The organism is uncultured Acinetobacter sp., from assembly GCF_947626835.1.
Classification (GTDB): Bacteria; Pseudomonadota; Gammaproteobacteria; order Pseudomonadales; family Moraxellaceae; genus Acinetobacter.
Genome location: NZ_CANQTS010000001.1, coordinates 147,590 through 161,238 on the forward strand (window position 1 = coordinate 147,590; position 13,649 = coordinate 161,238).

15 protein-coding genes are annotated in these 13,649 nt (G+C 40.1%); 6 read left to right on the plus strand and 9 right to left on the minus strand.

The window, feature by feature from the left end; genetic code table 11:
* Positions 1-285: 285 nt before the first annotated feature.
* Positions 286-4,119, plus strand: coding sequence for a phosphoribosylformylglycinamidine synthase (gene purL / locus Q0Z55_RS00775; RefSeq protein WP_297422813.1), 3,834 nt, complete (start codon positions 286-288; stop codon positions 4,117-4,119).
* Between the two features lie 49 nt (positions 4,120-4,168).
* On the opposite strand, the gene Q0Z55_RS00780 is transcribed toward purL, so the two are convergent.
* Complete coding sequence (locus tag Q0Z55_RS00780; RefSeq protein ID WP_297422816.1) at positions 4,169-4,645, minus strand: hypothetical protein; 477 nt, start codon at positions 4,643-4,645, stop codon at positions 4,169-4,171.
* Between the two features lie 435 nt (positions 4,646-5,080).
* On the opposite strand from Q0Z55_RS00780, the gene Q0Z55_RS00785 reads away from it, so the two are divergent.
* The 3 genes from Q0Z55_RS00785 to Q0Z55_RS00795 all read left to right on the plus strand — a co-directional run bounded on the left by Q0Z55_RS00785 (position 5,081) and on the right by Q0Z55_RS00795 (position 6,380).
* A complete protein-coding gene (locus Q0Z55_RS00785) occupies positions 5,081-5,200 on the plus strand; it encodes a KGW motif small protein (protein WP_297422819.1) in 120 nt (39 codons plus the stop codon).
* Positions 5,201-5,307: 107 nt separating this feature from the next.
* The gene (locus Q0Z55_RS00790; protein ID WP_297422822.1) at positions 5,308-6,066 is read left to right on the plus strand and encodes a hypothetical protein; all 759 of its coding nucleotides are present in this window, start codon (positions 5,308-5,310) and stop codon (positions 6,064-6,066) included.
* The gene (locus Q0Z55_RS00795) at positions 6,060-6,380 is read left to right on the plus strand and encodes an NGG1p interacting factor NIF3 (protein WP_297422836.1); all 321 of its coding nucleotides are present in this window, start codon (positions 6,060-6,062) and stop codon (positions 6,378-6,380) included. The genes Q0Z55_RS00790 and Q0Z55_RS00795 overlap by 7 nt, the downstream gene beginning before the upstream one ends.
* On the opposite strand, the gene Q0Z55_RS00800 is transcribed toward Q0Z55_RS00795, so the two are convergent.
* Both Q0Z55_RS00800 and Q0Z55_RS00805 read right to left on the minus strand, forming a co-directional pair.
* Positions 6,377-7,132, minus strand: a complete 756-nt coding sequence (locus Q0Z55_RS00800) for a nitroreductase family protein (RefSeq protein ID WP_297422838.1) — start codon at positions 7,130-7,132, stop codon at positions 6,377-6,379. The genes Q0Z55_RS00795 and Q0Z55_RS00800 overlap by 4 nt on opposite strands.
* Before the next feature lie 16 nt (positions 7,133-7,148).
* Positions 7,149-7,949 carry an enoyl-CoA hydratase-related protein gene (locus tag Q0Z55_RS00805; protein ID WP_297422840.1) on the minus strand — a complete coding sequence of 267 codons (801 nt, stop codon included), beginning with the start codon at positions 7,947-7,949 and terminating at the stop codon, positions 7,149-7,151.
* Between the two features lie 98 nt (positions 7,950-8,047).
* On the opposite strand from Q0Z55_RS00805, the gene Q0Z55_RS00810 reads away from it, so the two are divergent.
* Positions 8,048-8,617, plus strand: a complete 570-nt coding sequence (locus Q0Z55_RS00810) for a nicotinate-nicotinamide nucleotide adenylyltransferase (protein ID WP_297422842.1) — start codon at positions 8,048-8,050, stop codon at positions 8,615-8,617.
* A gap of 89 nt (positions 8,618-8,706) precedes the next feature.
* On the opposite strand, the gene Q0Z55_RS00815 is transcribed toward Q0Z55_RS00810, so the two are convergent.
* The 5 genes from Q0Z55_RS00815 to dapD all read right to left on the minus strand — a co-directional run bounded on the left by Q0Z55_RS00815 (position 8,707) and on the right by dapD (position 12,002).
* Positions 8,707-9,168: a peroxiredoxin gene (locus Q0Z55_RS00815; protein WP_297422844.1), complete on the minus strand. Its 462-nt coding sequence runs from the start codon at positions 9,166-9,168 to the stop codon at positions 8,707-8,709.
* A 68-nt stretch (positions 9,169-9,236) separates the two neighbouring features.
* Positions 9,237-9,644 (minus strand): hypothetical protein, encoded by a 408-nt coding sequence (locus tag Q0Z55_RS00820; RefSeq protein ID WP_297422845.1) that lies wholly within the window; start codon positions 9,642-9,644, stop codon positions 9,237-9,239.
* Between the two features lie 16 nt (positions 9,645-9,660).
* Positions 9,661-10,329, minus strand: a complete 669-nt coding sequence (gene queC / locus Q0Z55_RS00825) for a 7-cyano-7-deazaguanine synthase QueC (protein ID WP_297422847.1) — start codon at positions 10,327-10,329, stop codon at positions 9,661-9,663.
* 27 nt (positions 10,330-10,356) lie between these two features.
* Positions 10,357-11,067: a 7-carboxy-7-deazaguanine synthase QueE gene (gene queE, locus Q0Z55_RS00830; RefSeq protein WP_297422849.1), complete on the minus strand. Its 711-nt coding sequence runs from the start codon at positions 11,065-11,067 to the stop codon at positions 10,357-10,359.
* Positions 11,068-11,180: 113 nt separating this feature from the next.
* Positions 11,181-12,002: a 2,3,4,5-tetrahydropyridine-2,6-dicarboxylate N-succinyltransferase gene (dapD, locus tag Q0Z55_RS00835; RefSeq protein ID WP_297422852.1), complete on the minus strand. Its 822-nt coding sequence runs from the start codon at positions 12,000-12,002 to the stop codon at positions 11,181-11,183.
* Positions 12,003-12,321: 319 nt separating this feature from the next.
* Between dapD and carO the strand changes: the two genes are divergently transcribed.
* The gene (gene carO, locus Q0Z55_RS00840; protein WP_297422855.1) at positions 12,322-13,041 is read left to right on the plus strand and encodes an ornithine uptake porin CarO; all 720 of its coding nucleotides are present in this window, start codon (positions 12,322-12,324) and stop codon (positions 13,039-13,041) included.
* A 54-nt stretch (positions 13,042-13,095) separates the two neighbouring features.
* On the opposite strand, the gene Q0Z55_RS00845 is transcribed toward carO, so the two are convergent.
* Positions 13,096-13,476, minus strand: a complete 381-nt coding sequence (locus Q0Z55_RS00845) for a carboxymuconolactone decarboxylase family protein (RefSeq protein WP_297422859.1) — start codon at positions 13,474-13,476, stop codon at positions 13,096-13,098.
* Positions 13,477-13,649: the final 173 nt, after the last annotated feature.

Sequence of the window (13,649 nt, forward strand, 5' to 3'; positions counted from 1 at the left end):
GACGAGGCGTTCTATGAAGTCACTGATTTTAGATGCGCTTTTATTTTTTGGGCTTGGTCTTTTCAATCAATATTTTGCCAAGAATGCCAAAGGGTTGTGGATTTTATGATAATCTGGTCAGCCAAATTCAATTTTTTTGTCTGAAAAATAAAGAATTGTGCTTAAAACTTCTATTAATTTTATGCTTTTCATCTAGCTGATTAGATCAATTCACAGTAGAATGTGACGCTCTCTCAAGTCACATTGTGGCACGGTTTTCGACCTGCCCGTGGAGCCAAAATCAGCATGTTTATCGTTGCCGGTGCACCTGCACACTCTTCTTTTAAGAAAACTCAACTATTATCGCGTTTATCGTCAATTAGTTCTGTTCAATCAATTGAAAGCCAATGGGTTTACCTCTTTGACCAAGCGCTGAGCGAGCAACAACAGCAATCCGCTTTACAGCTTTTAAACGACGGTGAAGCATTTAATTTACGTCAAGCTGCAAGCGACGAAGTTCAAATTCTCGTGACTCCACGTGTCGGCACTATCTCGCCGTGGTCATCTAAAGCGACCGATATTTTCGCCAACTGTAATACGCCGGTTCACCGTTTAGAACGCGGCGTTTTGTTTACTTTAAAAGGTGTAAATTCAGTTTCTGCTGAACTCAAAGCCGTGTTACATGATCGCATGACTGAAAGCGTATTTAATGCGATTGAAGATGCAGCAGCACTGTTTTTAGAAACTGAGCCAAAACCACTCAACTCAATTGATATTTTGGGTCAAGGTAAAGACGCTCTAGTCAAAGCCAACAATGAGTTTGGTTTTGCGTTGTCGATGGAAGAAATTGATTACTTAACTGACGCATTTACTCAAATGGGTCGTAATCCAAACGACATCGAATTGATGATGTTTGCGCAAGCCAACTCTGAGCATTGCCGTCATAAAATCTTCGGTTCTGAGTGGACCATTGATGGTGAAGTACAGCCATTATCATTGTTCCAAATGATTAAAAATACCTATAAAGAATCACCAACAGACGTATTGTCAGCGTATAAAGACAACGCATCGGTGATAGTGGGTTTTGATACACAGCGTTTTTATCCAACGCAAGAAGACAACGGTCAATACGTTTATAAATATAAAAACCAAGCCGCGCATATCTTAATGAAGGTGGAAACCCATAACCATCCAACAGCAATTGCACCATTTGCAGGGGCTGCAACTGGTTCAGGTGGTGAAATCCGTGATGAAGGTGCAACGGGTCGTGGTGGTAAACCAAAAGCAGGTTTAACTGGCTTTACCGTGTCTAACTTAAATATTCCGGGCTTTGAACAGCCATGGGAAGACAACTACGGCAAACCATCTCGTATGGCGTCACCGCTTCAGATCATGATTGATGGTCCTTTAGGTGGTGCTGCGTTTAACAACGAATTTGGTCGTCCGGCACTTAATGGTTACTTCCGTACCTTTGAACAAAACGTCAATGGCGATGTCAAAGGCTTCCATAAGCCAATTATGATTGCCGGTGGTTACGGTAATATCCGTGCCGATCACGTTGAAAAAGATCCGATTTTACCAGGTGACTTACTCATCGTGTTGGGTGGCCCTGCAATGCTGATCGGTCTTGGCGGTGGTGCAGCCTCTTCTGTAGATAGCGGTACCATGGGCGAGAGCTTAGACTTTGCGTCAGTACAACGTGAAAACCCAGAAATGGAACGTCGTTGCCAAGAAGTGATTGATACCTGCTGGCGCATGGAAGACCATAACCCAATCGTATCGGTACATGATGTGGGTGCTGGCGGTGTATCAAACGCAATGCCAGAATTGGTCAATGACCATGAGCTTGGTGCGATTCTTAACTTACGTAAGATTCCATCTTTAGAGCCGGGCATGTCGCCAATGGAAATTTGGTCAAACGAAGCACAAGAGCGTTATGTGCTTGCGATTCGTCCAAGTTCTTTAGCATTATTTGAATCCATTTGTGCCCGTGAGCGTTGCCCATTTGCCGTATTAGGTGAAGCAACAGAAGCGCGTCATTTAACCGTTGAAGATCCACTGTTTGAAAACAAAGCAGTTGATATGCCAATGCAAGTGATGCTCGGTGGTACACCACGTATGAGCCGCTCATACGAATCAATTGAACGTCAAGGCGATGATTTTGATGCTTCTCAAGTCACTGATCTAAAAGATGCCATTTATCGTGTACTGAAAAACCCAACTGTTGCCTCTAAATCGTTCTTAATCACCATTGGTGACCGTTCGATTACAGGTATGGTGGCGCGTGATCAGTTTGTAGGTAAATGGCAAGTTCCAGTGGCTGATGCTGCGGTAACAACGACAAGCTTACAAGGCTTTACTGGCGAAGCAATGGCGATGGGTGAACGTCCACCGGTTGCATTGTTAAACCCAGCTGCTTCTGCACGTTTGTCGGTTGCTGAATCAATTTCAAACATTATGTCGGCTAAGATTGCTAAAATCAGCGACATTAAACTCTCTGCAAACTGGATGGCAGCGGCCGGTCAACCGGGCGAAGACCAAGCTTTATTTGAAGGCGTAAAAGCCATCGGTATGGAAATGTGTCCAGCATTGGGTATTGCTATTCCTGTAGGTAAAGACTCATTGTCTATGCGTACCACATGGAATGATGAAGGCGTTGATAAGTCAGTAACTTCGCCAATGTCAGGTGTGATCACGGCATTTGCACCAGTGACAGACGTGCGTAAAACTTTAACGCCAGAATTGAAAAACTTAGATTCTGTGTTGGTACGTATTGATCTATCAAAAGGTCAATTCCGTCTGGGCGGTTCGATCTTAGCACAAGTGTATAAAGCGATTGGTTCTGTAACACCAGACGTTGATAACTTTGAAGATTTCAAGGCCTTCTTTGCTTTAGTGCAAGATTGGAACGAGCGTGGCCTAATTAAAGCCTATCATGACTTAGGTGATGGTGGTCTATTGGCAACTGTTGCGGAAATGATGTTCGCGTCACGTTTAGGTGTGGCTTTAGAAGATCAAACTGTTGCAAGTCTTTTTGCTGAAGAAATTGGTGCAGTTGTTCAAATTGCTAAAGCCGATTGGGACGCACTCCAAGCTGAAGTGGCTGCATCTATCTTAAAAGATGCAATCCAAGAGATTGGTACAGTCAACACTACAGATCAGTTATCTGTAAACGGCTTAGTGCTTGAGCGCGCTGATTTACAAGTGGCGTGGACTGAAGTATCACATCAAATCCAACGTTTACGTGACAACGTCGAAACTGCCGATCAAGAATTTGCATTAATTAGCGATAAAGACCACAAAGGTTTAATCGCTCAAGCAACCTTTGATCTCAACGAAGAGATTGAAGCACCGTTTATTAATCTACGTCGTCCAAACATGATGATTTTACGTGAACAAGGCGTAAATGGTCATGTGGAAATGGCAGCAGCATTTGATAAAGTGGGCTTTAATACTGTTGACGTGCATATGAGCGATTTACTTGCAGGTCGCATTAGCCTTGATGATTTCGAAGGTTTAGTGGCATGCGGTGGTTTCTCTTACGGTGACGTACTCGGTGCAGGCGGTGGTTGGGCAAAATCGGTATTATTTAACCCGAAATTGCGTGATCAATTTGAGAAATTCTTTAACCGTGATGAGACCTTCTCTTTAGGTATTTGTAACGGTTGCCAAATGTTGTCACAACTTGCGCCACTCATTCCGGGTGCAGACAACTGGCCACGTTTCCACCGTAACACCTCAGAAATGTTTGAAGCACGTGCTGTCAACGTACGTGTAGAAAAATCAAATTCGGTATTGTTACAAGGCATGGAAGGTTCAATTTTACCAATCGCTGTGGCGCATGGTGAAGGGCGTGTAGTGACATCTAGTGACAACCTTGCATCATTAAATGCCAATGAGCAAGTGTTATTACGTTATGTAGATAGCCATGGTAATCCAACCCAACATTACCCAATGAACCCGAATGGTTCACCAGAAGCAATTTCAGGTGTAACGTCACTGGATGGTCGTGCTACGATTATGATGCCGCACCCAGAACGTAACTTCCGTGCCTTACAACACTCTTGGAAACCAGAAGATTGGGATCAAGATGGTGCATGGTTACGTATGTTCCGTAACGCACGTAAATTTATTGGTTAATTGATTTCATCAAGACATTAAAAAAGCCCCGAAAGGGGCTTTTTTTTACTTATAACGCGCGGCATTGACCTTCTTTATCGCCATAAACACGGTTTTGGCCACCAGTCGGTTGGCTACGGTTTTCTTTACACACCAAGTTGCCATCTACGCTATTGCTTTGAACAACCAACTTGCCTGTATTTTTTTCAAGTTCGATGTTGCCATCCACATGGTTATTTTTTAAATCGGCAGCAACACCTTCTTTAAGTTGGATATTGCCATCAATGGTATTACCACTTGCAGTCACTTGTTGAAAGCGACCTTTTGATTCTAAATTACCTTCAACACGCGAATTCATCATCGTTAATGTTGCACCACGTTCAAGCATCACATTACCTTTTACGCTTACTTGGTCTAAACCACAGCTTTTGGTCACTTTAACGTTGTCATCAATCACACGATTTTTTAAGTTGCTATTGCACTGGAAATCAGCAAGAACAGGGGCGCTACAGGCCAATAATAATGCAGTCACAAGAATTTTTTTCATTTTTTAATACCCTTATTGTGTTGATATGGAGTTTAGTCTTTAAGCGACTAAACCTTGGCAAATTAAGGCTTCAATATGACAATAAGATGACTTTGAGTTAATTTATATACTTGAAAATAAGATAAAATTTTAAGATATTTAAAATTTTTATTGCCGAAATAATCAAGTATTAAAAATATGATGTTAATATTTCTTTATACAGAGCGATGAAATAGAGCTATATTTAAACCAATTGGAAAAAAATCATTTTTTATATACAATGGGTAATATAACCACCTTTGGGTGGTTTTTTATTTTTTTAGATTTGTTGTAATTTTTACGTTCTCCCACTGGACTTGGTTTAGATTTTGCTTCTATTCTGATTAAGCGACATGGCTTTTTAAGATAAAACAACAATCAACCCAAAAACAGGATGCTTAAGGACGAGGTGATCACATGGCAAAAACGCTAGCATTTTTAGATAAGGCAAGCCTGCGCCAAAAAGGTTGGAAACTCTTTGCTTTGGTGTTGCTACTACAAGTAGTTTTTATAGCTTTGGCTTATTTTATATATTAAGTTAAGCATTAAAAAACCACCGAAAGGTGGTTTTTTTAATGGGTACTTGCTAAAAATTGCTCTGATATACCCATAAATATAACTCTAATATTTTTTATGAGGGGCAAATGCAACAACATATCTATCATTTTAGTTATGACCATCAAGATGATGCGCTTAGTTCATTAGCGTATTACTATGATGTTGATATTGATGTTTTAAAATTCAAACTTCCACAACTCATTTCATATATTCAATCCCTTAAAGATAAACATCTATATGAGGAAGCAGCTGAAAGTGGAATGCTTCAAACCAACATTGCATTATTTATAAATCCAAACTTTCAAGAAAAAGAGCATTCAATATTAAGAATTAGTTTTTATCACCGCTGTTCAACTGATGGCACAGCAGTATGGTTTAAAGAGGGCTTATTGAATAATGTAGAGGGTATTCAAGCGTATATTAGTAAAGTAAGCGCGTTCATTCCTGAGATTAATACATTAATTGATCAAGATAAAATCATTCGGGTTTCCAAAATAAAATCGATGGATGAAGAAAAAGTTGAGTTAGATGGCATAAATGGTTTTTATCGGTATTCTGATGCTCAACATGTAGAAAATTCGGGATTTAATTTTCCTGAAATTTTTATGAATATGGGCATTTATAAAAAAGTAAGAGAGCAACTAGCATCTAACCTTAAACCCACCATTGTAAAATTTTTTGTTGATCGTGAAATGAATGAAGTAAATCATATTTTAGCGAAATATTGGTATAGTCTTTGGCTTGGAGATGAAGATGTAACAACTATTGGAGCCAATGCAGGTCGAGGAAAAACAATACCTTATCATCATATTCAACAGATTTATTATTTGGAGAGCATATGCTAAAACTGATTTATTACGTGCCTGAAAGCCATTTAGAAATTACCAAAGCCGCTATTTTTACAGCAGGTGCAGGCGGTATTGGTAATTATGAACAATGTGCTTGGCAGGTCTTAGGCACAGGTCAATTTAAACCGGTGAAGGGTGCAAATCCTTTTATTGGTGAATTAGACACTTTAGAACAAGTGCCTGAATGGCGAGTGGAAACCATTGTGCCTCGTGACAAAGCCCGTGCGGTGGCACAGGCCTTGCAGCAAGCACATCCTTATGAAGAGCCTGCTTTTGAGTTTGTACAGCTATTTAATCTGGATAATCTTTAAACTTTTTGAATAAATAAATCACGGTCAAAGCGATATTGTGGGAAAAATACCCCATCTGCTGCACGCTCGCCTGCAGCAATGACCATAATAGGATATTGAGCAGTATTTAAGCCCAAAATTTTACCTACCAAAGGCTCATCAAAACCTTCCATCATACAACTGTCAAAACCATATGCACGTAATGCTAAAACAAAATTTTCACAAGCAAGGGCCGTGGTTTTGGTGGCCCAAAGTTTGGCATCACTGGTATTAAATGCCGAAACAGGCAGTTGTTTGTCAAATTTACGTGCCACACCAAAAGCAAGTTTACGTACATGCCCTAAACTATTGAAGATGCCGGTTTTATAGTTATAGGGAATAAAGGTGTAGTACTGTTTGACGGCTTGTGGCAGCTGTGGCAGTGGAAATTCGTTTAAATTGCGCTTTGCCATGTCATCAATACGGTCGGTTCGTGCTACACAGACAATTAATTCAGCTGCCGTTTTAGCAGCCAATTGCCCTAAACAGGCTTTGACCAATTGCTGTTTTTTTGTAGGGTCTTGCACCACATAAAACGTCCACGGCTGTAAGTTAGACGAATTTGGTGCAAGTAAAGCCAAATCTAAGCAGGCATCTAGTACATCCGCTGGAATGGTTTTTTCGGTAAATTTACGCACCGAACGGCGGCTAGTCAGCACTTTACGGAAATTGTCCACATCAATATCGGTGGGTGCGGCTTCAAAATAACGTTTCTTTTCAGATGAATTTGACATAAATTTTAATCTTCAGTTAATTAAATTGACTAAAATTTGCTGGGCGTTTTTGCATAAAAGCTGAAATCGCCTCGCTCATTTCAGGGGAGGCCACGCGTTGCATAAAAATTTCTGCTTCGTGATCAATGCATTCAAGAATCTGTGCAAGATTATGCTTCATTAACTGCTTGGTTTGTTGCAAAGAAGCCAAAGGAAGAGCTGCAAGTATTTTGGCTTGTTGCTCAGCTTCATTATAAACATCCTTTGAAATAGCATTGATTAAACCCACTTCAAGCGCAGTTTGGCTATTAAACTTTTTTGCAGTGAATAAAAGTTCAGCAGCCTTATGATAACCAGCTTGTTGCACCAAGAGTTGACTTGCTGCACCCTCAGGGGATAAGCCTAAACTCACAAACGGAATTTGAAACAGTGCGCTGTCATCGGCATATGCTAAATCGGCATGTAATAAAATTGTCACACCAATGCCAATTGCTACACCACGAATGGCACAAATCAGCGGTTTAGAAAAACGTGCAGCGGCTTTTAATAAGACAAAGGGTGGGGCATCACCGGCTGGTGTGGTCCGTGGCAGTTGAATAAAAGTTAAAAAATCTTTCATATCATTGCCTGCGGTGAAGTCGCCCTCTGCACCACGGAGAATCACCACGCGTACATCAGGACTTTGATCAGCTTCATTTAAAGCTTGTGCAATATTTAAATATAAATCGCCATATAAAGCATTTTTAGCTTCGGCACGAGCAATGGCAAGGGTTAAAATCCCATCGTGTAAATTTGCTTGTAAATGTGGTTGTGCGTGTTGAATACAGCTTAATGTCATCGTACTATCCTTGCTTTAGATTTTATTAAATGGACGTTGGTCATTATGTCGCACATTTTTATGATCGACACAATAACTTGCGCGATTAAAGTGAAGATATGACAGCATACGCGTTTGACCATCTGGTTTTTATTGGCCGCTTTCAACCTTTTCATTTGGCACATTTGCAAACCGTTGAAATTGCCTTACAACACAGTCAACAAGTGATTTTGGCTTTAGGTTCGGCACAAGCTGAACGTAATCTGAAAAATCCATTTTTAGCTACAGAACGTGAACAGATGATTTTGTCTAATTTTTCTGTTGCCGACCAAGCACGTATTCAATTTGTACATGTGATCGATGTATATAATGATGTGAAATGGGTAAAGTTAGTCAAACAACTGGTTGCAAGTGTTACGCATGCTAATGACAAAATTGGCTTGATTGGTCATTTTAAAGATGAATCATCGTATTATTTACAGCTTTTTCCCGAGTGGGAAATGTTGGAATTGGATAGTTTAGTGGGGTCTATTTCAGCCACGCCTTTACGTGAAGCCTATTATCGTGGGGAGATTCAAACAGAATTTTTCCCGCAAGGCAGTATTCAATTTTTGCAAGAATTTCAAAATAACGAGATATATCGCAAGTTGCAAGACAAATATCAGCAACGAGATATGAGTAACATCTAAAGCTGAGATCAGTTCAAGCGAGTTTTTTAAACATTGATTTTTAAGGTCATAGACAAAAGCAGGCATTCTTATGAATGCCTTTTGGAGTTTTATCCTTGAGCTTGTAGGGCTTTTAAGTCGTCTAAGAGTTGTTCTGCATGTCCTGCGGCTTTTACCTTGCGGTATTCTTTGACCAATTTGCCTTGATGGAAAATAAAGCTTGAGCGTTCAATGCCCATGACTTGTTTGCCGTACATATTTTTTTCTTTAATCACATCAAAGTGTTTACATAATACTTCTTCTTTATCACTGATTAAGTCAATTTTTAACTCTTGTTTAAGGGTGAAGTTTTGATGTGCTTTAACTGAATCACGTGATACACCAAAAATAGTTACACCTAAAGCGTCAAATTGATCTTTGAGACAAGAAAAACTCACTGCTTGTGTGGTACAGCCGGGCGTTGAATCTTTAGGATAAAAATACACGATTAACCATTCACTTGGATGTGTGGCTAAGTTGACTTCACCTTGGGTGGTGGCAAAAGTATGATTTAATAAAGTGCTCATGCTCATCTCGTATAAGTAATAAAATCAAGTGATAAAAAAAGCCTACATAACGTAGGCTTTTGATTCAAGCAGCATTAAGATTTTTTCTGTGCAGCCTGTGCCGCTTGTGCTTCTTGCGTGAGTTTTTGCAATTTGGTCACCAATTGCGGGCCAAAACAAGTTTTTAACTCTTCATTTTGCTTTTTCACAAAGGCTAAAGTCGATGGGCTTTTCTTTTGATTAATGGCACTTTGAATCTGCCATTTTTGGTCGTTGGTCAGCTTACCATCAGCATTGACTGCACACGTACAGTATTTGCTGACTTCTGCAGCAGTTAGTTTTTTGCCTTTGTTGGTTTCTTCTTTACAAACATTCACTAAAGCATTTTTTACGTTGCTGCTTTGATATGCTTTTTGTAATGAGTCTTGTGCTTGCGCTGCTGTTGCAAAAGATGCCACAGCCATCACTGCACCAATAAGAATGTTTGATTTTAAAATTTTCATAGCCTCTACCTTGTTATTACGGTATATAACGTGTTGGATCTGCAACACCTGCATCTATAAAGCCTTGCTTACGTAAACGACAGCTGTCACATGTGCCACAAGCACGTCCTTGGTCATCTGCTTGATAGCAAGATACCGTTTGACTGTAGTCTACGCCATGTTCTACGCCTAAGCGAATAATATTTGCTTTGGATAAATGTAATAAAGGGGTTTCAAATTTGAGTGGTTTGCCTTCCACACCTACCTTGGTGGCAAGACGTGCCATGTTGGCAAAGGCATCAATGAACTCAGGGCGACAATCTGGATAGCCTGAGTAATCCACCGCATTAATCCCAATCACAATGGCTTCGGCGCCAAAGACTTCAGCGGCGGCTAAGGCATAAGACAAGAAAATGGTATTACGCGCAGGTACATAGGTAATGGGAATGCCTTCTTCTTCATGATCAGGCACATCAATACTATGATCAGTTAATGCAGAACCACCTAAATTACCTAAATCAATATTAATGACACGGTGCTCAACGCCCGCTGCTTGAGTTAACACTCTAGCAGCATCAAGTTCGGTGGTTGAGCGCTGCCCATACATAAAGCTCAAGGCAATGCATTCATAACGCGCTTGCGCCCATGCTAAACAAGTCGTTGAGTCGAGGCCGCCAGATAACAACACAATGGCACGAGTGCGCATGTCTATTCTCCAAAAAATGAACTAAAATTAACGACCGGTTTCGTCATTCCACAGTAATTTATGTAACTGTAATTGAAAACGAACAGGGAGACGGTCATCTAAAATCCATTGCGCTAGATCGCGTGCCAATTGCGGCATACGAACAGCACCTTTTTCAACTGCAAACGCAGGCGAGAACCATACCGTACTGACTTTATCTGCCAATTGGTACTGTTCTAGCTGCTGTTTTGACCATTCATAATCTTCACGATTACAAATCACAAATTTTATTTGATCGTGCTGACTCAAATGCTCCAAATTACTCAATAAATTACGTGCCACTTCACCTGAAGTTGGGGTTTTTAAATCTAAGACTTTTGATACGCGTGGATCAACTTTTGACACATCCAAAGCACCACTGGTCTCTAAAGACACTTGGCAACCTAAGTCACTTAAACGCTGCATTAAAGGCAATGCATTTGGCTGAGCCAGTGGTTCACCCCCGGTCACACACACATGCACCGTGCCATAATTTAATGTGGTTTGGATAATGTCATCTAAAGATTGGCGCTCACCGCCTTCAAAAGAGTAAGTGGTATCACAATAGCTGCAACGTAGCGGACAACCAGTTAAGCGAATAAAGACTGTAGGCAAACCTGCACTGTTGGCTTCACCTTGTAATGAATAAAAGATCTCGGTAATGCGTAAACCCGCAGATGGATCAGAAACAGGGATAGCAGAAGATCGAAGCGTATTCATAACAAAATTAACCGAAAAGAAATAATAGGGGTATAAAAATAAAAATCCCTACAACCATAGAAGTTGTAGAGATAGGAAACTTAACTTAAGTTCCGTACGCCAACATTAAAACATTAATCTTCGCGTAATAAATCATTCAAGCTGGTTTTGGCACGCGTCTTGGCATCTACTTTTTTTACGATAATTGCAGCATACAAGCTGTAAGTACCACATTTTGATGGCAAGCTACCCGATACCACCACAGAACCGGCAGGTACACGACCGTAATGGATTTCACCGGTTTCACGATCATAAATTTTAGTAGACTGACCAATGAAAACGCCCATAGAAATCACAGAGCCTTCTTCAACAATCACACCTTCTACAATTTCAGAACGTGCGCCAATAAAGCAATTGTCTTCGATAATGGTTGGATTGGCTTGTAATGGCTCAAGGACGCCACCAATACCGACACCACCTGACAAATGTACATTTTTACCAATTTGTGCACATGAGCCGACAGTCGCCCATGTGTCCACCATTGTGCCTTCATCGACATAAGCGCCAATATTGACATAAGATGGCATGAGCACCACATTTTTGGCTTGGAAAGAGCCTTTACGTGCTACAGCAGGTGGCACGACACGTACACCCGCAGCTTTAAATTGTGCGTCTGTCCAGCCATGAAACTTGGTGTCTACTTTATCATAAAAACGCAAGTCACATGACTCAATTACTTTATTATCGTTTAATTTAAAAGAGAGTAAAACAGCCTTTTTCAACCATTGCTGAACAACCCACTCACCCTCAATTTTTTCAGCAACACGTAGGCTACCATTGTCTAAACCAGCAATTGCCTCTTCAACAGCTTGGCGAACTTCAGTTGGGCAATCAGCTGCGCTAAAATTTGCTATATTTTCAAAGGCTTGTTCAATAATTGTTGAAATTTTTGACATGTATCTTTCCTTATAAATAAAAAATTTTTCACGAGTGTACACCATATTTTTTAAAAAATAGATGAAAAATATCTGCATATTTACAATAAAAATGCAGTATTTTTTTTTGCCTGAAAAGGGGGCATTTTTTGCATTATGCTGGTGCAGAAAATCAAAACTTAAACAAAGAAAATTGTTGAATTATTAATAGATATTCTTATTTGTATCAAAAGATAACAAAAAAAAATCATTTTTTGAGTGAAATTTAAGCCAAAAACAGCCTATTATGTGCTGCATAACAATACATGAACACAAAAAAGCTCATTCTGAGGAGAAAAATATGAAATTACGTATGCTTGTTGCAGCTGCAGCTTTAGCGACCGCAGGTTCTGTTATGGCAGACTCGGCTGTTGTCAAAGATGGCTATGAGTTTCACGGTAATCAATTAGTTCCATCTGGCGTACGTGCTGAAGTGGGTACTACGGGTTATGGTGGTGCTTTGGTGTGGACTCCCAACTCAAAAGTTGATGTGGTCTTAGGTTATAACGGTGGCGATATTTCTTGGTCTGATGATATTTCTGTAGATGGTACAAAGTACGATGCGGAAATGGACAATAATGTCGCTTACTTAAATGCGCAAATTCGCCCATGGTCAAATTGGTTCTATATGGCAGCGGGTGTTAGTTATATTGATTCTAAATATGATCTAAAAGGTCGTCCAGGTAGTGATGGCGAAATCAAATTAGATGGTAAAACATTTGGTGCTGATGTAGGTAATGTTATAGGTAAACTGAAATATGGTAATGATATTGCCCCATATGCAGGGATTGGTTTCTCACCAGCGATTAATAACCGTTGGGGCGTATTTGGTGAAATTGGTGCATATTATACAGGTAATCCTGAAGTAACACTTTATAATACAGGTAGCCAAGATGCTTTAGATGTAAATGGCACAACAACAGCTGCTGAAGCATTAGCAAATCAACGTAAAAAATTACAGAACGATGATGAATATGAGTGGTTACCAGTGGCGAAACTTGGTTTAAGCTTCCGCTTCTAAGTATTATTGCTTAGTCAAAAAAACGAGCCACGGCTCGTTTTTTTTATGTCTGTTTTAGCCTTGATACTCTTGAATCACTTCTAAGGCAGCACGAAATGCTTCTTGGGTAGCAGGTGCACCGCAATATGGCAAACTATGTAATAACACTTCTTGAATTTCTTCTACTGTAGCACCGTTGTTTAAAGCACCACGAACATGACCTTTGAGTTCTGTTGGGCTTTTTTGGGCAACTAAAAATGCAATGGTAATCAGCGAACGATATTTACGCGGTAATACACCTTCACGTTGCCATGTTGAACCCCAAGCATGTTCATTAATCCAATCTTGTAATGGCGCGGTGAAGGGCACGGTATTGTCTTGCGCGCGTTTGACAAAATGCTCTCCCATGACTTCGGTGCGTACTTTTAAACCATTTTCATAATCTTGTTGTGACATATTTTCCTCTGTATTTTTAATCTATAAAGCGATTACAGTTTAAACCGTAGCTTAGATTGCTGCCTACGCTAAAAAAGTCGTAGAAAAACAGATTGAAACTGACGCTAGAATATATGTGAATTTTAATTGTGTGTTTTTGTCGAGATGATCTTAAGTCACAAGATGATGATAAA